This is a genomic window from Paraburkholderia sp., assembly GCF_049581445.1.
GTDB lineage: Bacteria > Pseudomonadota > Gammaproteobacteria > Burkholderiales > Burkholderiaceae > Paraburkholderia.
The window spans coordinates 1-21244 of record NZ_JBAURZ010000199.1 but is presented as its reverse complement, the minus strand read 5'-3'; the positions used below and the strand labels follow the sequence as shown (position 1 = coordinate 21244).

At 59.6% G+C, this 21244-nt stretch carries 17 protein-coding genes and 1 rRNA gene; 2 read left to right on the top strand and 16 right to left on the bottom strand.

Annotated elements, in window-relative coordinates; translation table 11 throughout:
- The first annotated feature begins 271 nt into the window (after positions 1-271).
- Positions 272-1714 carry a purine-cytosine permease family protein gene (locus tag WCA85_RS17410; protein WP_424065934.1) on the top strand — a complete coding sequence of 481 codons (1443 nt, stop codon included), beginning with the start codon at positions 272-274 and terminating at the stop codon, positions 1712-1714.
- A 125-nt stretch (positions 1715-1839) separates the two neighbouring features.
- Here WCA85_RS17410 and WCA85_RS17405 read toward each other — a convergent pair whose 3' ends face one another.
- The 10 genes from WCA85_RS17405 to WCA85_RS17360 form a co-directional block, all read right to left on the bottom strand.
- On the bottom strand, positions 1840-3291 hold the full coding sequence (locus WCA85_RS17405) for an MFS transporter (RefSeq protein ID WP_424065932.1): 1452 nt from the start codon (positions 3289-3291) through the stop codon (positions 1840-1842).
- 48 nt (positions 3292-3339) lie between these two features.
- The gene (locus WCA85_RS17400; RefSeq protein WP_424065931.1) at positions 3340-3948 is read right to left on the bottom strand and encodes a TetR/AcrR family transcriptional regulator; all 609 of its coding nucleotides are present in this window, start codon (positions 3946-3948) and stop codon (positions 3340-3342) included.
- Positions 3949-4033: 85 nt separating this feature from the next.
- Positions 4034-4444, bottom strand: a complete 411-nt coding sequence (locus WCA85_RS17395; RefSeq protein WP_424065929.1) for a DUF2000 family protein — start codon at positions 4442-4444, stop codon at positions 4034-4036.
- Between the two features lie 139 nt (positions 4445-4583).
- Positions 4584-5438, bottom strand: a complete 855-nt coding sequence (locus WCA85_RS17390) for an AraC family transcriptional regulator (protein WP_424065927.1) — start codon at positions 5436-5438, stop codon at positions 4584-4586.
- 18 nt (positions 5439-5456) lie between these two features.
- The gene (locus WCA85_RS17385; RefSeq protein WP_424065926.1) at positions 5457-6749 is read right to left on the bottom strand and encodes a sugar efflux transporter; all 1293 of its coding nucleotides are present in this window, start codon (positions 6747-6749) and stop codon (positions 5457-5459) included.
- Positions 6750-6927: 178 nt separating this feature from the next.
- Positions 6928-8901 (bottom strand): beta-galactosidase, encoded by a 1974-nt coding sequence (locus WCA85_RS17380; RefSeq protein WP_424065924.1) that lies wholly within the window; start codon positions 8899-8901, stop codon positions 6928-6930.
- Between the two features lie 172 nt (positions 8902-9073).
- Positions 9074-9925 (bottom strand): carbohydrate ABC transporter permease, encoded by an 852-nt coding sequence (locus tag WCA85_RS17375; protein ID WP_424065922.1) that lies wholly within the window; start codon positions 9923-9925, stop codon positions 9074-9076.
- A gap of 9 nt (positions 9926-9934) precedes the next feature.
- Entirely contained in the window at positions 9935-10837 is a 903-nt protein-coding gene (locus WCA85_RS17370) for a carbohydrate ABC transporter permease (protein WP_424066121.1), read from the bottom strand.
- Positions 10838-10934: 97 nt separating this feature from the next.
- Positions 10935-12176: an ABC transporter substrate-binding protein gene (locus tag WCA85_RS17365; RefSeq protein ID WP_424065920.1), complete on the bottom strand. Its 1242-nt coding sequence runs from the start codon at positions 12174-12176 to the stop codon at positions 10935-10937.
- A gap of 68 nt (positions 12177-12244) precedes the next feature.
- Complete coding sequence (locus tag WCA85_RS17360; RefSeq protein ID WP_424065918.1) at positions 12245-13402, bottom strand: ABC transporter ATP-binding protein; 1158 nt, start codon at positions 13400-13402, stop codon at positions 12245-12247.
- A gap of 250 nt (positions 13403-13652) precedes the next feature.
- Here WCA85_RS17360 and WCA85_RS17355 point away from each other — a divergent pair, with 250 nt between their 5' ends.
- Positions 13653-14681, top strand: coding sequence for a LacI family DNA-binding transcriptional regulator (locus WCA85_RS17355; protein WP_424065916.1), 1029 nt, complete (start codon positions 13653-13655; stop codon positions 14679-14681).
- Between the two features lie 135 nt (positions 14682-14816).
- On the opposite strand, the gene cyoD is transcribed toward WCA85_RS17355, so the two are convergent.
- From cyoD to rrf, 6 genes are all read right to left on the bottom strand, one after another.
- Complete coding sequence (gene cyoD, locus WCA85_RS17350; RefSeq protein ID WP_424065914.1) at positions 14817-15149, bottom strand: cytochrome o ubiquinol oxidase subunit IV; 333 nt, start codon at positions 15147-15149, stop codon at positions 14817-14819.
- The gene (cyoC, locus tag WCA85_RS17345; RefSeq protein WP_424065913.1) at positions 15150-15755 is read right to left on the bottom strand and encodes a cytochrome o ubiquinol oxidase subunit III; all 606 of its coding nucleotides are present in this window, start codon (positions 15753-15755) and stop codon (positions 15150-15152) included.
- Complete coding sequence (cyoB, locus tag WCA85_RS17340) at positions 15755-17755, bottom strand: cytochrome o ubiquinol oxidase subunit I (protein ID WP_424065911.1); 2001 nt, start codon at positions 17753-17755, stop codon at positions 15755-15757. The genes cyoC and cyoB overlap by 1 nt, the downstream gene beginning before the upstream one ends.
- A gap of 3 nt (positions 17756-17758) precedes the next feature.
- Entirely contained in the window at positions 17759-18649 is an 891-nt protein-coding gene (cyoA, locus tag WCA85_RS17335; RefSeq protein WP_424065910.1) for a ubiquinol oxidase subunit II, read from the bottom strand.
- Between the two features lie 349 nt (positions 18650-18998).
- A complete protein-coding gene (locus WCA85_RS17330) occupies positions 18999-20555 on the bottom strand; it encodes a complex I subunit 4 family protein (protein WP_424065908.1) in 1557 nt (518 codons plus the stop codon).
- A 588-nt stretch (positions 20556-21143) separates the two neighbouring features.
- A 5S ribosomal RNA gene (gene rrf, locus WCA85_RS17325) occupies positions 21144-21244 on the bottom strand; the annotation flags it as partial.

Sequence of the window (21244 nt, the reverse complement as noted above, 5' to 3'; positions counted from 1 at the left end):
AGCGATGGTAGTCACACAGGTCAATCAAACTCGAAAATCGTCGAAAAGCACCTGTTTTCTTACCTATCTCTCAGACTCAAAGAGAGTCGCGACTCGGGTTAACGATAAATCATCCCAACTTGTCTAGACATTTTTATTCACATAAAGTCTACTGGAAATCGGCGGACGTCTGCGAGCCGTATCCGATCGAGGAGACCCGCAAAACCACGCCGGGTCGATTGTTCACATAGGCGACACGCTAAGCTGGCGGCGCCACGGCACGAGGATTTTCATGTCTGCATCCACTGGCGGCGCACGGACTCGCGCCATCGCCGAACGCCGCACCATCGATTACATTCCCGACTCCGAGCGCCACGGCGGTCTGTTTAGCCAGTTCACGCTATGGCTCGCCGCCAATCTGCAAATCACGGCCATCGTGACAGGTGCGCTAGCGGTGGTCCTCGGCGGCGATGTGTTCTGGTCGCTAGTCGGCCTGTTGATCGGACAGCTTGTCGGCGCCGGCGTGATGGCACTGCACGGCGCGCAGGGTCCACAACTCGGTCTGCCGCAAATGATCTCGAGTCGCGTGCAGTTCGGCGTGTACGGTGCAGTGATTCCCATCGTGCTCGTGTGTCTGATGTACGTTGGCTTTTCTGCCAGCGGTTCGGTGCTCGCAGGTCAAGCGGTCGCGCAACTGCTGCACGTGAACGACGCGACAGGAATCGTCGCCTTTACCGCTGTGATTGTTGTGTTCACGGTGCTGGGTTATCGCGTGATTCATGGCATTGGGCGCATCGCCAGCGTGATCGGCGTGATTGCCTTCGTCTACATGTTCGCGCAACTTCTGATTGGCCATGACGTCTCCGCGTTGCTGGCTAACCGTCATTTCACGCTTGCCAACTTCCTGCTGGCGATGTCGTTGTCGGCGTCGTGGCAAATTGCATTCGGTCCGTATGTGGCCGACTATTCGCGCTATCTGCCTCGTTCGACCTCAGCGCGTAAAACGTTCTGGGCCATTGGCCTAGGCTCGGGAATTGGCGCGCAAACCTCGATGGTGTTCGGCGTGTTCGCTGCCGCGCTCGCCGGCAAGCAGTTTTCGGGGCACGAAGTGTCGTTCGTGGTCGGCCTGGGGGCAACCGGCAAGATCGCCGCGCTCCTGTTCTTCGCCATTGCCTTTGGCAAGATCACGATCACCACGCTCAATGCATACGGCAGCGTGATGTCGATCACGACCGTCGTCAGCGGCTTTCGCGGCGACAACCGGTTGTCCGCTCGCAGCCGTCTCGCCTACATCCTCGTGATGGTCAGTGTGGCGATGTGGCTCGCACTCGCCGGCCGTCACGCGTTCCTGAAAGAATTCTCGTCGTTCATCCTGTTCCTGCTTGCCTTCTTTACGCCCTGGAGCGCGATCAACCTCGTCGACTATTACTTCATCACGCGCGACCGCTATGACGTCCCGGCGCTTTATGATCCGAACGGCCGCTACGGGCGTTGGAATGCCACGGGCATCGCTGTCTATGCGATTGGCGTACTGGTTCAACTGCCGTTCATTTCAAGCGGGTTCTATACGGGCCCGCTCGTCGATTCGCTAGATGGCGCCGATATCTCGTGGATCATCGGGTTAATTGTGCCTGCTGCGCTGTATTTCTTCGCGGCACGCCGCACTGTGAGCCACATTCCCGCACATCTGATCTTGCCCAAGGATCCGGCGTTCGTCAGTGAGCGCGTCTCGTAACAACACTCGACGTGCGCTTCCTGCGCACCGCGCGTGTTAATGCGTTGAACCGTGCCGCGCTCGCCTCTTCCGGCGAGCCTGTCGAGCTTCTCATTCGCGCGCATCGACTATGCAGTTGGCCGCAGCTATACGACGCTCGCCCTCGGTCGTTTAGAAGCTCGCACAGACAACGCCGCCGACACGACAAGACACCCGGCAATACTCAGCATCGCAACGATCAACGCGTGCGCCATCGAGGCCGGCGATGAACGCACACCTGCTACGGCATAGAAGACGCCACCGATAACGGCCACGCCAAGCGCTGCGCTGATCTGCAGGGCTGAGTTCACCACGCCCGAAATCATGCCGGAACCACCCAACGGCCCCCGGTCAATCACACTGCGCACCAGCGTAGGGAGCGCCCACCCCTGCCCGAATCCGATCAACCATAGCGCGGCGTCCATTGGCAAGCGGGCCGGATAATGTGCCGCTGGCGCCGCCGCAACGATCAGACCCAGCAGCACGCATCCGAGCACTTCGCACAACATACCAATGGCAGGGACGAAGCGTCCGAAGACGCGGATGGCGAGTGGTGTCGTAAGCGGGCCAATGAAAAAGCCCACGCCGCACGGCACGAACACGAGGCCCGCCGACAATGCGCTGGCGCCAAGCGCGCCCTGCAGGTAAACCGAGAACGTCAGGAAAAACGCCGACAGCACATAGAAAAGCAGCACGCCCATCAAGCCCACCGCTAACCCCGGCGCCCTCACCAGGTCGGGGCTGATCAGCGGTGTCCCGCCGCGACGCGCGAGCGCCGCCTCATGGCGCCAGAAGAGCATGCCGGCCAAAGGCGAAGCAGCTAGCATCAGCCACGACCACCACGGCCAGCCGGCTTCGCGGCCCTCAACCAGCGGCGTGATCAGCAAACCCAGCCCCAGCGCAGAGAGCAGAACACCCATCCGGTCCAGTTTGGCCGGATGATCGCTGCGCGTATCGGGCAGCAGCGGCAAACCGCCAACGAACACGGCCGCGACGATAGGCAGGTTGATCAGGAAAATGACGCGCCAATGCAGGTGAAACAGATTCGCGGATATTAGCAGCCCGCCTAATGCCTGAGCGATCACGGCGGCAAGACCAATCGCAGCGCCATAAAAACCCAACGCGCGCGATTTCTCATGGTCAGGAAATAACGCATGAATGGATGCGAGACCTTGCGGCGCCATCACGGCCGCACTCAAACCTTGAAGGATACGCCCGACGATCAGCATCATCGGGGAGACCGAGAGTCCGCACAGCACCGACGACAGGCCAAACCCCGTCAGTCCTGCCAGAAACACCCGGCGCCGGCCAAACAGGTCGCCCAGCCGCCCGCCTGTAATCAGAAACACAGCGTAAGCGCCCGCATAGCCCGAGATTACCAGTTGAACCTCGGCCGGCGTCGCGCCCAACCCTTGACGAATCGAAGGCAGCGCGACGTTGACAATGAAGAAATCGAGCGGCGGGAGAAACGCGCCCACCAGCAACACGGCAAATGCCGCCCAGCGACGCGGATCATGGCTCATAGCGGCGGGATGGTTCACCGTGGTCACAGGATTCATGAGCCTCTCCTATAGGAACTGATTGGTTCCAAAATAAGCAAAAAAAATTTACTCCAGGATGCGCATCGCGGCGTCGATCACCGCAATCATGTCTTTTTTCGCCGCTCCGGTCTTGCCGACAGCACGCATGCCTTGAGTGAGACACAGCAGAAGTCGAGCCAGCGTCTGACTGTCCTGGCTCGGCGCTATTTCGCCTTGCGCCTGGGCACGCTCAATCGCGCCCGCAAATGCAGCTTGCAGCCACGCAAACATCGCGCGAACCCGTTCGGCGATCTCCGCGTCATGCGGCACCATCTCGGTGGCCGTGGCGACCAGCAGGCAGCCGCGCTGCCCGGCCGACGCGCTCGCAATCTGCGCATAGCGCAGCAGGGCTTGATGAATGGCCGCTTTAGCCGGTCCTGGCGTCTGCAGCGTCGACGACACGCGTTCGCGAGCGCGTGCGATATATAGATCCAGCGCTGCCAGAAACAGCCCTTTCTTGTCTCCGAAGGCCTTGTACAAACTGCCGCGCGACAGCCCTGTTCCGTCAATGAGATCAGGAAGCGACGTGCCGTTGTAACCCTGCGACCAGAACACCTGCATGGCAGCGTCGGCGGCCTCGTCGAGCTCAAACTCGCGAGGACGGCCCGGTGCAGCTTGTGTGTCGAATGAAGGCATATCTAGTATGGAACCGTTCAGTCTATAATTCAGTGTACACCCTCGTGTGAACGATTGCCAAACCAATATTTGCCGCCGAATCCCGTCACGGATGCAGCGCCAGTCCCTTCACCGCCTTATCCACCATTTTTTTCGGCCCGCGCAGGGCAATGCCCACCAGATCAGGCTGGGCCGCCGGCTCGGACAAAAACGCCGCGCGGTTGTCGTCGTCATTGCCCGTCGAGAACATGGCCTTCACGTAGACCGCCATGGTCAGTTTCCTGTCATGACCTTGCTGAAACGCACGCAACAACCCTGCCGTATCGCCGCTGTGCACCATCATGGGTTGTACGAGCAAGGCTGCGTACTGCCGGCCATTACTGTCCTCGTATGGCTTGCCCATCGCTTCTGGCGCGGCCGCCGCTATCCCGGTGGCAAGAAATGCCGTTACGTTGAGCTTTTGCCAAATCGCCAGATCCTCGAGCACCACGATCGCCACTTTCGTATCGAACTCCATCACGCTCTATCCTTTACCGTCTCAGGTTGACTGAGTGCCGAGGCGCTTCCGGCCCCGGATATCCCAGGTTTCCGGGCACGCGACCTGCGTGCTGCGCGGACACCCCACGCAGCACCGTAGACGGCCCTTGCCGGCAAGACTAGAGGTTGTTCGACGCGAAGTCTGGAACGTTTGTGCAGCGTTTGCCGTAGTGGGCAGGTGTGAGGCCATAGGCGCGGCGGAACCAGCGGCCAAGATGACTCTGGTCAGCAAAGCCCAGCTTATGCGCGACCTCGGCGGGCGGAGTTCCTTGCGCGAGCCATTGACGCGCTCGCGTCAGCCGCAACTGGATCAGATAGGCATGTGGGGCGAGTCCGAAACTGGCCTTGAACACCCGCGACAAGCGAAAACGATCGACCCCGCAAATGGTTGCAAGCTCATCGAGTCCGATGTCGTCGTACAGATGTGCGTGCAGGTAGTCGCGCGCCCGATGGGCAACCGACGGTATCCGCGGATCGTACGCAAGCCGCAAGCGCCAGCTTAGATGACCGCTCACGTGCTCGAGCAGACCGTCGATTGCTCCCTGTCGCACTACGCGTGGTTCTTCGTCACGCAAGGCGTGAACGACTCGTGCAATGGCCGTGGCGAGCCCGTTGTCTTCGGTCAGGGTAGTGGGGAAATGCGGCTCGCCCGTGGCAGGGACCTCATCGGACCATGCGCGCAATTCAAGCGCGAGCCAGTCCGGCTTGAGGTAAAGCATCGAGTAGGTAAAGCCGCGATCGGAGGGCGCATGGCCATCATGGATGTCACCGGGCTCGAGCATGAACACGTTGCCCGGAGTGCTGTGCTGACGCGCCCGGCGGCACTCGAACTGTTGCACGCCCTGCTCAGTAAAGCCGAGCAGATAGGCGTCGTGCCAATGCGGGTCGTACGCATGTCCTTCAAAATGCGCACGCAGCGTTTCTATTCCAGCGTGTTCGTGCTGACGTAAATCGACCCAGTTGTGTGCAGTCATGATGTGAACAACGCCCCCTCATCTCTCGCGGCCTGGCCAGCGCTCCTGAACGTAGCGCGCCATTTGCCGCCACGGCGGATCCGCAAACAGGATCAGCGCTCCCAGCGCGAGGCAACCGCAGAAGAGGAACGTCCCCTTGTAGCCCACGCCCGCAACCAGCAGGCCGGACAGCACACCCGAGAGAATCGAGCCTACCCGCGCCGAGTTGAAGAACAACGCCGTGGCCGCGCCAGGCGAGCGCGGCATCAGATCCTGCACATACGTCATGCCCAGGCACGACGTCACCGCGACCACGAACGCATTGAGCGCCTGCATCGGAATCAGAAACGATATGGAATTGACGGCGGCCACGCAGATGAAATACATCATGTGCACGCCGGCGCAAGCGGCCAGCCAGCGCATCTTGTTCAGCGTCGCGCCACGTGCGCCGAGCGCCAGCATCATCGGGATTTCGAGGAAAGCACCGAGCCCGAGCATGATGGACACATCGATACGCGTGCCGTGCAATCCATGCACGACGTAGAGCGGCAGCACGATCATGGTCGCGTTGGCAGCGAGTCCGATCAGCGTCAGTGCGAGCACGGAGCGCCAGATGACGCGCGATGGCGCCACGGGATGAACGAAATCCGGCTGAACCGGCGTTTCCGGCTCCACGGTGGTGACTTCGAGCGATGAAGCCGGATCGCCTGGGACGTGGTCAGGCGGAATGTGCGGGTCTGCGTCTGGCGCCTCGTGCATCCTCCAGATAATCGCGCCGCAAGCGGCGAAGCAGGCCGCGGCGAACAGAAACAGGCCATAAAAGCCCGTGCCGGCAAGCACGAGCGCCCCCACCGACGGCCCAAACACCCACGCGACTGACAACGCGGTACGCAGCGTTGCGATAGCAAAGGTCCGCTCGGCTTCGTTGGTCACGGGCAATGCAGCACGTCCGAACGAAAACACCAGCGACAACGCCGAACCGCCTGCCCCAAGGAAAGCGATGCCAATGATCAGAAGCGCCCGGTAGTCGCGCACGAAACACAACAGCAGGAAGCCGAGTGCGGCTGCGCCCAGTGCCGCCAGCAACAAGGTCCGATGATGCCCGTGGCGATCAGACCACTTACCGGCCCAGCCACTGGCCGCCACGCCGCTTGCAGCGATCAGCGTCATGAAAAGACCGAGCTTGAGCGGCGTCATTCCGGCGCGCTCGACGCCGAACAGCGAAAGATAGGGGGCGGTGAACGACATGGCTACCCCGAGCATCAGCGTCGCGCCTGCCAGCGACATGAAGGACGGGATGCGCGTGAGGCTGAGGAGCCGGGAGTAGTTCATCGATGACGCTAAGTAATGCTGGCTGCATACGCAGGCACACGGATGCTGCCCTGCGCACGCAGTTGGCTATCGGCAATAACGACCGCGCCGGGCTCCAGAATGGAGACCGGCGCGACGTCCGTTGAACCGGCAGTATGCCAAAGCTTACTGAAACGCGTTAGCTCGTCGGCACGCGACGTTACGGCTGCTCCACCCATGCCGCGACGTCCGCCGGCCCCACCTCGCGGCTGCCCAGCACGAATTGGGCACCTTCCGGCGCCGGCACGTGCCATGTGTTATCGCCATAGTTGAAGGCGAAGCACACGTTGCCGAGACGGCGCAGGCGCCCACCTTCCGGCAGCGTTAGCGTTTCAATGCCCGCGTCGCGCAAGGAGCGCGCGAGCACCGCTTTATGCAGCGCCTCGTCGAAACAGGCACTGACCATGCGTACCCTGCCCGCGCCGACAAGCGCCGGCACACCGTCCTCGAACGACGCTATCACGTCGACACCGTGACCCGGCTCGACATGGTCGCGCCAGCTTCTGCCCTGCCCCTGCACGCCGTCAAAGGACACCGCCGGCCGCAACGAGGGACGCAGCGACTCGCTTTGCGCCACCCGCACGTCCAGAACGGCCTGCAGCGGGCCAGGCGGGAGCGTGGCGGGGATCGTGAAGTCCGCGGTCCTTGAACCCGTGCGCGGGCCGAATAGCCACTGGGCGTCGCCAGACTGGATCTGTGCCACGAGCGCGTCAGGCACCACCGGCAGCGACGGCGCCACCACGAGCTTGTAACCGCTCAGATCGGCGCTGGCGGGCAGCATGTCCACGTCCACACCCATCTGGCGCAGGCACGAGTACCACTCGAACACGAGGCGCTGATAGTCGAAATCGGCGCCATGGCGTTGAATCTGCACGATCCAGTCGGCTGGATAGTCGAACAGCAGCGCCACGGGCGCCTGCTTTGACGCACCCGTAGCCGCCGCAGATTTCGTAGCGCCAAGCGCTGCCATCTCGCGCGCCACGCGAGCAATTTCGTGGCCGCCTGCGGTAAGTTTGTCGTCCGGTGCATTGATGCCCGAATGCATCTGCTCCTGCGCGAACGGCGCCTGGCGCCAGCGGAAATAGGACACCAGTTCCGCACCGTGCGCAAAGGCCTCCCACGTCCACAGACGAGCCATGCCAGCCTTCGGAACCGGGTTATACGGCGCCCAGTTGACCGGCCCGACCTGCTGCTCCATTACCCACATGCGTCCCTTGCCGACGCCGCGGTACAGGTCGTGATTGAAAGCAGGGATATCCGGATGTCCACTCCTCGCCCAACGATGCTTTTCCTCGTCGTCGAACCACAGCACTTCAGTACGCGGCAGCGGATAGCTGTCCCAGGCCGCGACATCGAGACCGCTTTTCGCGAACTCGTAGTGATCGAAGCTCGTGAAAAAGCCCATGAAGTTGTGCAGCAGATCGCGCCCGGGTGCGTGCTCGCGAATCAGTTCGCCCTGCAGACCATGGAAGCTCGCCACTTCGCTCGACATGAAGCGGCGGAAATCCAGCCAGTGGCTCGGATTCGCGTCGGTGGGCGTGAGATTGGGCAACCCGATCTCATCGAAGCTGCTGTACTCCATGCTCCAGAACACGTTGCCCCATGCCGCATTCAACTTCGCCACTTCGCCATAGCGCGCGGCGAGCCATTGGGTGAAGCGCTCGCGCGCGGCGTCCGTATAGGTCGGCGAGGTGTCGTGACACGCGAGTTCGTTATCGGTCTGCCACGCGATCACAGCGGGATGCTTGCCGTATCGCTGCACCATCTGCTTGACGATACGCGCGCAATACTCCCGATACACCTCGCTCGAAATGTCATAGTGACGGCGCGAACCAAACTGCATCGTCACGCCGTCTTTGGTGACCGGCAAAATCTCCGGGTGCAGGCCAACGAGCCAGCGTGGCGGTGTCGCTGTAGGCGTACCGAGAATGACTTTCAGGCCGTGTTTAGCAAGGGTTTCGATAGCGGTATCCAGCCACGCCCACTCGTAACGCCCCGGTTCCGGCTCCATCTTGCTCCACGCGAACTCGGCGATGCGCACCCGGCTGATGCCCAGTTCCGCCATCCGCCGTGCATCGCTTTCCCATTGATGCTGCGGCCACTGCTCGGGGTAATAGCAAACTCCTAAATGCATGGTGCTCTCGCTGTCCGTAGTGATTGCGTTTAATCGCGCGTGATTGACACCGCGATTGAAACCGCGATTGAAATCGATCTCGCAAGGGGACCCAACCTGCCCCGCGGCAGGCTGCCCAAAACCGGTCAATCGTCATGAACTCAAGGAATGCGGGCCGGCGAGGCCCGCACTGTCATCCCTTCGTTGCGCCGAACGTCAGCCCGGTGACGAAGTGTTTCTGCATCGCGAAGAACATCGCGACCGACGGCAGGGCGGCTAGCACCGAGCCTGCGGAAACGAGGTTCCACGATGTCGTCCACTGCCCTCTGAGGGCGGCCACGCCTACCGTGATCGGCGCGGCGTCATCGCCTTGCGTCAGGCACAGTGCCCAGAAGTAGTCATTCCATACGAACGTAAAGACGAGAATGCCGAGTGCGGCAAGCGCGGGCCGCACCAGCGGCAGCACGATGCGCGCATAGATGGCCCACTCGCTCGCGCCTTCCACGCGTGCCGCCTCGATCAGCTCATAAGGCAGCGCCCGGATGAAGTTACGCAGAAACAGCGTGCAGAAACCCGTCTGAAATGCGGTGTGAAACAGCACCAGCCCTAACACCGTGTTGTAGAGACCGAGCGCCAGCGTCAACTGCCGAACCGGAATCATCAGGATTTGCACCGGCACGAAGTTGCCGGCCACGAAGATGGCGAGCAACAGCAGATTGCCGCGAAAGCGGTAATTCGCAAGTGCGTGCCCCGCCATCGACGCGAGAAAGATCGACACAGCCACCGAGGGCAGCGTGATCAGGATGCTGTTCCAGAAGTAATGCAGCATCGGCGTTTGCGTGAGCGCCGTGCCGTAGTTCTCCACCAGCGCGAAGTGCTCGGGCCAACCCCAATAGTTGCCTGCCGAAAGTTCGTCACTGGAACGGATCGACGTCACCAGCACCGCGAGCAGCGGCAGCAGCCACAGCAATAAGGCGCACGGCAGCGAGATTTTGTAGAGCAGACGGCTGCATGGCCGCCAGCGGGAAACGGGCATTGGATACATGTCGGTTCCTCAGGATTCGCTGCGCACGAGGCGCCGCAATTGCCAAACGATAAAGATCAGCATGATCAGGAACAGCACTACTGCGATCGCGGCCGAATAGCCTTCGCGGTAGTACTTGATGGCCTGGTCGTACATGAAATAAGCGAGCACGGTCGAGCTGTCGAATGGACCGCCGCCGCTCATCACCGAAATCAGGTCGAAGCTGCGCAGCGCGCCGATCACTGTCAGCACCACCGCCATGAATGTGGCCGGTCTGAGCTGTGGCAGGATCACGTGCCACAACAGCGTGAAGCCTTTGGCGCCTTCCATGCGCGCCGCCTCGATGACCTCGGTGTTGATCCCTGTGAGTCCGGTCAGATAGAGAATCATGCAGAACGGAATCTGCGGCCATAGCGCGGCAAAGATGATGCCGTAGGTGACGTAGCGCGGATCGCCTAGCACCGGCACGCCGTGCCCCACGATCAGCTTGAGCAAACCGAAGGTGGGGTCGTAGAACCAGCCGAACACGAGACCCACCACGACGCCAGGCAGAACGAACGGCGCAAAGAAGAGCGATTTGACCAGCCGGATGCCACGCACGTTCTGATTCAGATACAACGCGAAGGCAAGCCCGCATGGCGGCGCAAGCAGAAACAGCACGAGCCAGATGACGTTGTTCTTCAGCGCCGTGTAGAACGTGTCGGAATGGATCAGTTCACTGTAATTGGCGAGCCCCACGAAGGTTTTCGCGGTCATGCCATCCCAGCTATAGAAGCTCAGCACGATGCTGCTGATCACCGGGTAGATCACGTAGATTGCAAACAGCAGGCCACCCGGCAACAGAAACAGCAAGGCTGTGCGATTGCGTCGCCGGCTAAGCGGCGCCGGCGCCTTGCGGCGCGCGCGGGTGGCAGGTACGGCTTTGTCTGACATAGTCGTGGACACGTTCAGGTTCCTCGTCCAGATGCAGGTTACCGGATTGCGGCGTAGAAGCGCTTTAGCATACGTCGCAATCCGGGTGCGCCTCGACTTACTTGTTGTAGATCCGCTTACGGAACTGTTCGAGTCGATTCAGGATTGAGTCGATCTGGCTCGGGTCGCTGTAGAACTGCTGCATACCCTTCATGCCCTCGTCGGCCATTTCCTTGGTCATGTCGCGATCGTAGAACTGCGCGACACCACCAGGCGTGCTGGACAGGATCTGGAAGCCGATCTTCGAAATCGGATCCTGCGGTTCAGGCGCCTTGTTGTTCGACGGCAACTGGCCCCAGCCCTTCGCGAGTTCGCCATTGATCTCCGGTTGCGCAATGAAAGCGAGCAGACGATGCGCATCCTTCTTGTTAGCCGCCTTGGCCGGGATCATCAGGATGTTCACCGGGCCGTCTTCAGCCATCGGCACCGACGCGTCGATCACCGGGAAGCGGAAATAACCCATCTTGTCGCGCGTCGCTTCCGGCAAACCTGCCGAGAAGAACGTGCCCATCAGCATCATCGCGGCCTGACCGTTGACGAGCAGCGGGCTCACCGAATCCACGTCGTAGGAGAGCGCGTTGTCGACGAAGTACTTGTCGTCGATCAGCGTCTTCCAGGTCGCGTAGACCTTGCGAACGCGCGGGTCCGTATAGGCGATGTCGCCCGCCATCAGTTGCTCATGAAACGCGTAGCCGTTGATACGCAAGTCGAGATAGTCGAACCATGCAGCCAGCGTCCACGAGTCCTTGGCCGGTACAGCAATCGGTGCAATGCCAGCGTCCTTCAACTTCTTGCAATCGGCGAGAAAGTCGTCCCACGTCTTGGGCTCGCTCGTAATGCCTGCTTTTTCAAACAGATCCTTGCGATAGAAGAAGCCGTACGAATCGTAGCCCAACGGCGCGGCATATTGCTTGCCCGCGTAGGTGGAAGGCGGTTTGACCGCTGCATACGTCTGGTTCCAGCCGTCTTTTTGCCAGTCGGCGCTCAGGTCGTCGAGCAGGCCGCGCTTGGCGAAATACGCCATACGTTCACCGTTGTGCCAGCTCAGCACATCAGGCGGATCGGTTGCGAGCCAACCGGACATCTGCACCTTGTAGGCCTCCTCGCCCACGTAGGTCACTTTCAGGTCCACGTCAGGATTCGCTTTTTCGAATTGATCGAACGCGTTTTGCCAGACCGCGCGCTGATTGCCGCGCGCCGACACAGTGACGCGCAACGTCGCGGCGTCAGCATAAGTCGCGGCCGTCAACGCCAGACACGCGATGCCTGCCAGTAACACCTTTCCTGCTCTGAATTTCATGGTTGTCTCCACTCTTCACTTTATGGTGACGGCCGCCTCACGCCTGCCGCCTGTTCACTGCCAACCCGTTAATGAATCGAAACCTGACGCGCCAGCGCGCCGGCGTCACCGTTTTCGTCGAACAGATGCGCAGAAGCCGGTGTGATGTAAAACACCTGCCTCTCGCCTGCGCGCACCGCGCTGCTACCCGGCGCTTTTGCAATCAATGGACGTTCGCCACGGGTATCAAGGTGCACATACGTGACCTCGCCCAATTGCTCCGTGAACGCCACCTCGCGTGACAGCCCCAAACGCTCGTGGGTTGCTGCTTGTGGTTCAGTCATGGTCAGGTGCTCCGGACGCACGCCCAGCGTGATCCGTGCGCCCGCCGTTAAGGAGGCTTCGACTTGACGCTCAGTCAATGCGAGCACCTCGTCGCTATCGTCGAGCTTGATATCGACCCGCGATGCACTGGTTGTCACCACTTGCCCGGGCAGAAAATTCATGCGCGGCGAACCGATGAAGCCAGCGGCGAACAGGTTGGCCGGGCGGTGATACAGATCTAGCGGCGAGCCAATCTGCGCGATGCTGCCCAAGCGCGTCATGTCTTCACCGGCGCGCAGCAGGACGATCTTGTCGGCGAGCGTCATGGCTTCGACCTGATCATGCGTGACGTAGACCGAACTCGCCTGTTCAAAACGGTTATGCAGACGACCAATCTCGATACGCGTTTGTGCGCGCAGCGTCGCGTCCAGATTTGAAAGCGGTTCGTCAAACAGAAATGCTTTGGGTTCCCGAACAATGGCGCGTCCGATCGCTACCCGCTGACGTTGCCCGCCCGAGAGTGCCCGCGGCTTACGTTCAAGCAGCGACTCGATCTGCAATACGCGTGCCGCCTCATTGACGCGGCGGCGAATCTCTTCATTCGAGACCTTCGCGATCCGCAGGCCGAAGGCAATGTTCTCGAACACGGACATATGCGGGAACAGCGCGTAACTCTGGAACACCATCGCGACGCCGCGCTCGGCGGGTTGCACCTCGTTCACACGCTGGCCGCCGATTTTCAGTTCGCCGTCGCTGACATCTTCAAGGCCTGCGATCAGACGCAGCAGCGTCGATTTTCCACAGCCCGATGGCCCGAGGAACACGCAAAATTCGTGCTCAGCGATGTCTAGATTGACATCGCGCAGCACCGGCGGATGCTCGCCGTAAGCCTTCGAAATGTTTCTAAGGGAGATGGCCGTCATGATTTTTCCGGGTCGAAGTCCACAAAATTTAAGCGCTTAAATTTTTCGACGGAAAAATCGCTGTTTGAATTAACATGTCTTCCTCCTGTGTCTGAACGTGAAGTTATCCGAGCCGTTCGCGACACGCAACACTTACAACGACGTCTCAATATATGGGCGAAACGCAAAAAAAGCGAGCATATTCAAATAGCTTCCGCTCGTTTACCCTCGGTTTTCCTAGGGCCGCATCGTTGCTGGCGGCGTACGGCTTATGGTGACCCTCGCGGAAGTCGCGCAGCGCGCACAGGTGACCGCGGCCACCGTATCCAACGTGCTGCGCAATCCCCAGAAGGTGAAGCCCACGACGGTTGAGCGCGTCATGGCCGCGGTTCGTGAACTCGGGTATCGCCCTAATCTCACGGCGCGCGCGCTCGCCGAAGGACGCACCTCCACGCTCGCGTTGATGCTGTCAAATATCTCAAACCCGTTCTATCCCGAGTTCGTGCTGGAGGCTGAGACCGCGGCGCGACGACGTGGCTATTTCCTGCTGGTCTGCAACACCGACGACGATCCCGCCATCGCGCGCGCCTACCTCGACAAGATCGCGGGCACGCTGGCCGCTGGGGTGATCGTGATGAACACCGACGTCAGTTCGGAAGAACTCGCGGAGATCGCGCAACGCGGCTCGCCGCTCGTGCTCTGCATGTGGGAAGGTGAGCAGTCCACGCGTGCATTACCTTGCGTCACGGTGGACTATGCGCATGCAGGGGAACTGGCCGCCGGGCATCTGTACGACCTCGGCCACCGGCGTGTTGGTGTGCTGCTCGGCGAAGGCTCCGGTGGACCGCAATCAGAGCGGCTGCAGGGATTCGCCGATGCACTCGCCGCGCGTGGCGTCGCCTCCGACTCCATCAAGGTGCATGCGTGCCGCGACTCAATTGAAGCGGGCTACGAAGCCGCACGCGCGCTGCTTGGCGAGCAGCCTAAACTTACCGCGTTATTTGCCACCAATGACCTGATGGCCATCGGTGCGATCCAGGCGGCGAATGATATCGGCAAGCGCGTGCCGCAGGATCTATCGGTGATCGGACTCACCAATATCCATCTCGCGCACCAGTTCCGTCCTGCGCTGACCACCGTCGCTTTTCCAACAGCAGCCATTGCATCGATTGCGGTGGGATTGACCCTCGATCGGATCGAAGGCATCAAACCCAAACGCGACGCGTATAAGGTGCCGTTGTCGGAGTTGGTGATCCGGGATACGACGGCCCCGGCGCCTAAGAGTCCGCGTCGCAAATGAATCGCGCGGCCGCCGCGCTTTGCCTAGTCTGAATACACCTTCTGCGCATTCCTAAACGCTGCCCTCAAAACAGAACGGCCCCTGCAAGAGGGGCCGTTCTGTTTGCATCTGCCAGCGATGGCGATGGCGATGTAATTAGCGCGACATCATGTTCATCGCGACGTTATGCATGATCCACAACGACCCGACAATCAGAATAACAGCAGTCAGCACGGTAAAGCCGAACGCCATGACGTTCCACTTCTGTTCCGACGACGTGTTCATGTGCAGGAAGCACACCAGGTGAACGATGATCTGCACGAACGCGAGCCCGGCGATCAGCAACACTGCATTGTGCCCGGACACCGCGCCGGATAGGACAACGCCGAATGCGGCAGCAGTCAGCAGAACGGAGAGGATGAAGCCGGCCGTATAGCTGCCAAGGCTGCCATGGCTCTCACCCGAGTGAGCGGTATGGCTATGGTCCATTTAGATCACACTCGTAAGATAGACGAAGGTAAAAACACCGATCCAGACGATGTCCAGAAAGTGCCAGAAAAGGCTCAGGCACGTCAGGCGCGTCAATTCGCGCTCGGTCAGCTTGGGAGCGCGGATCACCTGCACGCCCAGCACAATCATCCACAGCAGGCCGCAGGTCACGTGCAAGCCGTGCGTGCCGACCAGCGTGAAGAACGACGACCAGAATGCGCTACGGTCCGGACCAGCGCCCACCGCGATGAGGTGCGCGAATTCGCGCATTTCGAGCACGAGGAACGAAGCACCGAGCAGGAACGTCACGGCGAGCCAGAACAGCAATACGCCCTTCTTGCCTTTGTACGCGCCGAGCATTGCGAAGCCGTAGGTGATCGAACTCAGCAGCAGCGCCGCCGTTTCGAGCGCGACACCCGGGATTTCGAACAGATCCTTACCGCTCGGACCACCTGCAAACTGATGGCTCATCACCGCAAACACTGCAAACAGCGACGCGAAGATGATGCAGTCCGTCATCAGGTACAGCCAGAAGCCGAATACCGATTGCGACGGTACGTGATCCGCCTCGTGGATCGGATGCGCTAGATTAGTCTTCTGTAACATTAGTCCACCTCTGCCAGTTCAAGCGCTGCGCCAGCGCCGCTGCCACTACGTCGCTCTTCGATCAGCTGAACCGTATCAGCAGGAATGTAGTAGCCCGTATCGTTGCTAAAGCTGCGCACGATAAGCGTACCGATTGCGCCAACCAGACCAACGATTGCCAGCCACCAGATATGCCAGATTGCAGCAAAGCCGAGCACGAGGCTGAACATGGCGATAAAGAAGCCCGCGCTGGTGTTAGACGGCATGTGAATGTCGCGGTACAGCGGTTCGCTCTTCTCCACCTTCGCGCGCTTCTTCATGTCGGTGAACGCATCCAGTTCGCGGATGGTCGGAACGATAGCGAAGTTGTAGACCGGCGGCGGCGAAGTCGTCGACCATTCGAGCGTACGGCCATCCCACGGATCGCCGCTGACGTCGCGGTTACCCGGCAGGTCGCGGTCGCGAATGCTGACGTACAGTTGCAGCAGTTGGCATCCGATACCAATAGCCACCAGCACAGCGCCGACTTCAGCCAGCAACAGCCACGGATGCCATGCGGGATTGTCGTAGTGATTCAGACGGCGCGTCATGCCCATGAAGCCGAGCACGTAAAGCGGCGTGAACGCGACCCAGAAGCCGACTTGCCAGAACCAGAACGCGGCCTTGCCGAGTTTTTCGTTCAGCTTGAAACCGAACGCTTTCGGGAACCAGTAGTTGAAACCAGCCAGATAACCAAACAGCACGCCACCGATGATCACGTTGTGGAAGTGAGCAATCAGGAACAGGCTGTTGTGCAGCACGAAGTCCGCGCCCGGGATCGCCATCATCACGCCGGTCATGCCGCCGATGGTGAAGGTGACCATGAAGCCGAGCGTCCACAGCACCGGCGTCGTGAACTCGAGACGGCCCTTGTAGATCGTGAAGAGCCAGTTGAACACCTTCACGCCTGTCGGAATCGCAATGATCATAGTCGCAATGCCGAAGAAGGCATTCACGTCCGCGCCCGAACCCATCGTGAAGAAGTGATGCAGCCACACGAGGAACGACAGCACCATGATCGCGCAGGTCGCATAGACCATGGTCTTGTAACCGAACAGCGGCTTCTTCGCATACGTCGCAATGACTTCCGAGAAGATGCCGAACGCCGGCAGGATCAGGATGTACACCTCGGGGTGACCCCATGCCCAGATCAGGTTCAGATACAGCATGGCGTTGCCGCCACCGTCATTCGTGAAGAAGTGCATGCCCAGGTAACGGTCGAGGCCAAGCAGCGCCAACGTGACCGTCAGGATCGGGAATGCAGCCATGATCAGCACGTTCGTACACAGCGCCGTCCATGTGAACACCGGCATCTTCATGAACGTCATGCCGGGCGCGCGCATCTTGACGATCGTGACGAAGAAGTTGACACCAGTCAGCAAGGTGCCAATACCCGAGAGCTGCAAGCTCCAGATGTAATAGTCGACGCCCACGCCCGGACTGAATTTCAACTCCGACAGCGGCGGATAAGCGAGCCAGCCGGTCTGAGCGAATTCACCGATCACCAGCGAAACATTGATCAGGATCACGCTGACTGCCGTCATCCAGAAGGACAATGAGTTCAGGAACGGGTATGCCACGTCGCGTGCGCCGATCTGCAGCGGCACGATCAGGTTCATCAGGCCCACCATGAACACCATCGCCATGAAGAAAATCATGATGACGCCGTGCGCGGAGAAAATCTGATCGTAGTGATGCGGTGGCAGATAGCCAGGGTTGTGATACGCGATCGCCAGTTGCGTGCGCATCATGATGGCGTCGGCAAAGCCGCGCAGCAGCATGATCATCGCAACGATGATGTACATGACGCCCAGCTTCTTGTGATCGACTGACGTCAGCCACTCGCTCCACAGATAGCGCCACTTGCCGAGATACGTCACGGTGCCCAGCACCGCAATCGCGCCGACCGCCATCAAGGCGGCGGCGAACATGATGATCGGCTCGTGATAAGGAATCGAGTCGAGGGTTAATTTACCGAACATGCGTTACCCCTTGGCCTTACAGTTACTGTCGTCTTTCAGATCCATGACGTTACCGTTGTTGTATCGGGCAATGATGTTGTGAAAGAGCTTGGGATCAACCGATGAGAAGTAGCTGATTGGCGCCTTTTCGCCCGGTTGCGACACGACGTTGTAGCGGTTCATGTCAAGGCGGTCCGACGATGCGCGCACTTTCGCGACCCACGCGTTGAACTCTTCAGGCGACGAAGCGATAGCGCGGAACTTCATGTCCGAGAAGCCCTTGCCGCTGAAGTTCGCGGACTCGCCGGCGTAGTCGCCGGCTTCATCGGCAATCAGATGCAGACGCGTTTGCATGCCCGCCATTGCGTAGATCTGGCCGCCAAGTTGCGGGATGAAAAACGAGTTCATCACCGAGTCTGACGTGATATTGAAGTTGACCGGCGTACCGACAGGGAACGCGAGCTGGTTGACCGTCGCGATGCCGAGATCCGGATAGATGAAGAGCCACTTCCAGTCGAGCGCGACGACTTCGACGTTGATCGGCTTCACGTTCGATTCAAGCGGACGGTACGGATCCAGCTCATGCGTGCTCTTCCAGGTGAGTACACCCAGGAACAGAATGATGAGTGTAGGAATGAGCCACACGGCGATTTCGATGCCGGTAGAGTGCGCCCAGTTGGGACGGTACTCGGCGCTCTTGTTCGATGCGCGATAGCGCCATGCAAACACCAGTGTGAGCACGATCACCGGTATCACGACGATGAGCATTGCCCATGTCGACGTGGTGATCAGATCACGTTCCGCCAGGCCCACGCTGCCCTTCGGATCTAACACGTCCATGTTGCAACCCGAGAGCAACGACATCAGACCGAAGGACATCAAGCCCATCGATCCTCGCAGAGTCTTATCTTTCATATTGATTGCCCGCTCTTTACGACTTTAACGACCATCATTCGACCGCTCTCCCATAGTAAGCGGTCGCATAGTAAGGCCCCGTTATCCCCATATAAACACCTAATTTCGCAACAATCTTTTGCGAGTCCGAAGCATGTGACACGTTGCCGCATTACTCTGCGCACATGCTCGTTGGCTGACTTGTATCAAGGTATAAAACGATTGCCGGCTAACGACCGCAACCAACACATGACGACGCACCCATCGGCTGCGCGCATGAAGTGAAACTGAAGTGAACCTGTGGTGCCCCGATAGTGCGTGTGCCGCACCTGTGTAGAACAGTCGCGGCACCGAAAGACTTTTTGTTTGCTTAGCCCGGCGTGTGAATCTGATTCACGGCGACCGTTTCGCGTGCCTGCAAAGGCTCGCTAGTCTTGCTATCAACCGACGCCGATTGAACCGGCTGCGCCGAGCGATTGGTCTGCGCCAACACTGCTTGCGAGGTCGGGCTGATCGCGTCAGTGAACGGCTTCGGATAGACGCCGATTGCGAGTACCAGCACGGCCATCACACCCAGCAGCGCGAATTCGCGCGTGCCCACGTCACTGAGCTTCGCGACTCGTGCGTTCTTGATCGCACCGAAGATAACGCGCTTGTACATCCACAGCGTGTAGGCAGCGCTCAACACCACGGTCAGTGCAGCCATTGCGCCGATCCAGAAGTTAAAGCCGATCGCGCCCATCAACACCATGAACTCGCCAACAAAGCCCGCCGTACCCGGCAATCCCACATTGGCCATGGAGAACAGCATCACGAACACCGCAAACTTCGGCATGGTGTTGGCGACGCCGCCGTAGGCGTCAATCGAGCCGCTTTGCGTGCGGTCGTACAACATGCCCGTGCACAGCAGCATGGCGCCGGACACGATGCCGTACGAGATCATTTGCATGATCGCGCCTTCCTGACCCAGCGGATTGAAGATGAACAGGCCGAGCGTGACGAGGCCCATGTGTGCGATGGACGAATACGCGAGCAGCTTGCGGATATCGGTCTGCACCAGCGCAAGCAGGCTCGAGTAGATCACAGCAACCAGCGACAGCGTGATCATGGCGGGCGCGAAGAAGTGGGCGGCTTGCGGCGTGATAGGCAGCGCGAAGCGCAATAGTCCGTAGCCACCAATCTTCAGCATGCCGAGCATCACTGCGGCGCCAGTTGGTCCGTCCAGGTGGACGTCGGGCAACCACGAGTGCACGGGCCACATCGGAACCTTCACGGAGAAGGCTGCGAGGAAGCCGAGGAAGATCAACGTTTGCGGCACGAAGCCCAACTGCGCGTTGCGCCAGATTTCGAGGTCGAAGCTGTGGGTCTGCGCGAACAGATACAGCATCGAGATCAGCATCATCAGCGAGCCGAGCAGCGAGAAGAAGAAGAATTTGACCGCGGCGTAGGTGCGATTCGTATTGCCCCACGTGCCGATCAGCAGGTAGAGCGGAATCAGTGTCGCTTCAAAGAAGATGAAGAACAGCATGCCGTCAAGCGACGAGAACACGCCTTGCATGAAGCCCGACAGCATCAGGAACGAGCCGAAATACTGTGCGCGGCGCACCGTGATGGACTCCCAACCCGCCACTACGATCACGACCGTCGTCAGCGCGGTCAGAACGATCATCCACAATGAGATGCCGTCGACGCCGAGGTGCCACGTGATGCCGAATGCCGGCAACCATTTGACGTTCTCGACGAACTGCATTCCTGCGCCATTCTGGAACCCGGCGACAAGGGGAATCACGGGCAAGGCGCCGGCAACTGAGCCGATCAGCGCAAGCCAGCGAGCACGGCCGGGCGAACCCGAACCCGCACGAAGAACGATGATGCCCGCAACGATGGGGACCCAGATCAGAAGGCTTAGAAGCGGTGGGTATTGCATTTGTTCTTTAAAGGGCTGAAGCAGAAAAACCGTCCGAATCAAGCCGTCAAATTGAAAGCTTTGAAATACACATTACAGTCTGATTGCACTATTCGGTGCAAAACTCGATTCCGGGGCCAGGTCAACGCGTCCTGATGTCGCACACGCGTCAAGGGTTAACGAGGATAACCCGAAAATAACTTTTTTGCAGCGCCGCAAACACCTGTTAAGTAATTAATGCAGTAGTCGATAGACTCTATTGCAGGCTTAGGTATTGCGCTTTTGCGGGAAATTGTGCAAACGCACAAATATTGAGATTTTTTAGCGGCGAAATGTTCTTTTTTGGTGCACGGGGATGTCGAGCGGGATCAATTTTAAGGATTGAATCTATGCGAATCGCGTGCGCTCATTTTCTTACAAAATGAAAATATTCCGCGAATTACCATTCATTTAGATTACAAAATGTTGCTGATTGATATTGCGTTGTGCGCGCGGTTCAGCACCGCTGCCTCCTGCTCGAACCACAATGTGGGTAGAGCCGGTTATGGCGTTTCCGTAAACGCACAAACCCCACCTTTGCGGGGTGGGGTTTGAGCTTGCTGCAGGGGAGCCTGACGATTACCTACTTTCACACGGGTAATCCGCACTATCATCGGCGTGGAGTCGTTTCACGGTCCTGTTCGGGATGGGAAGGGGTGGTACCGACTCGC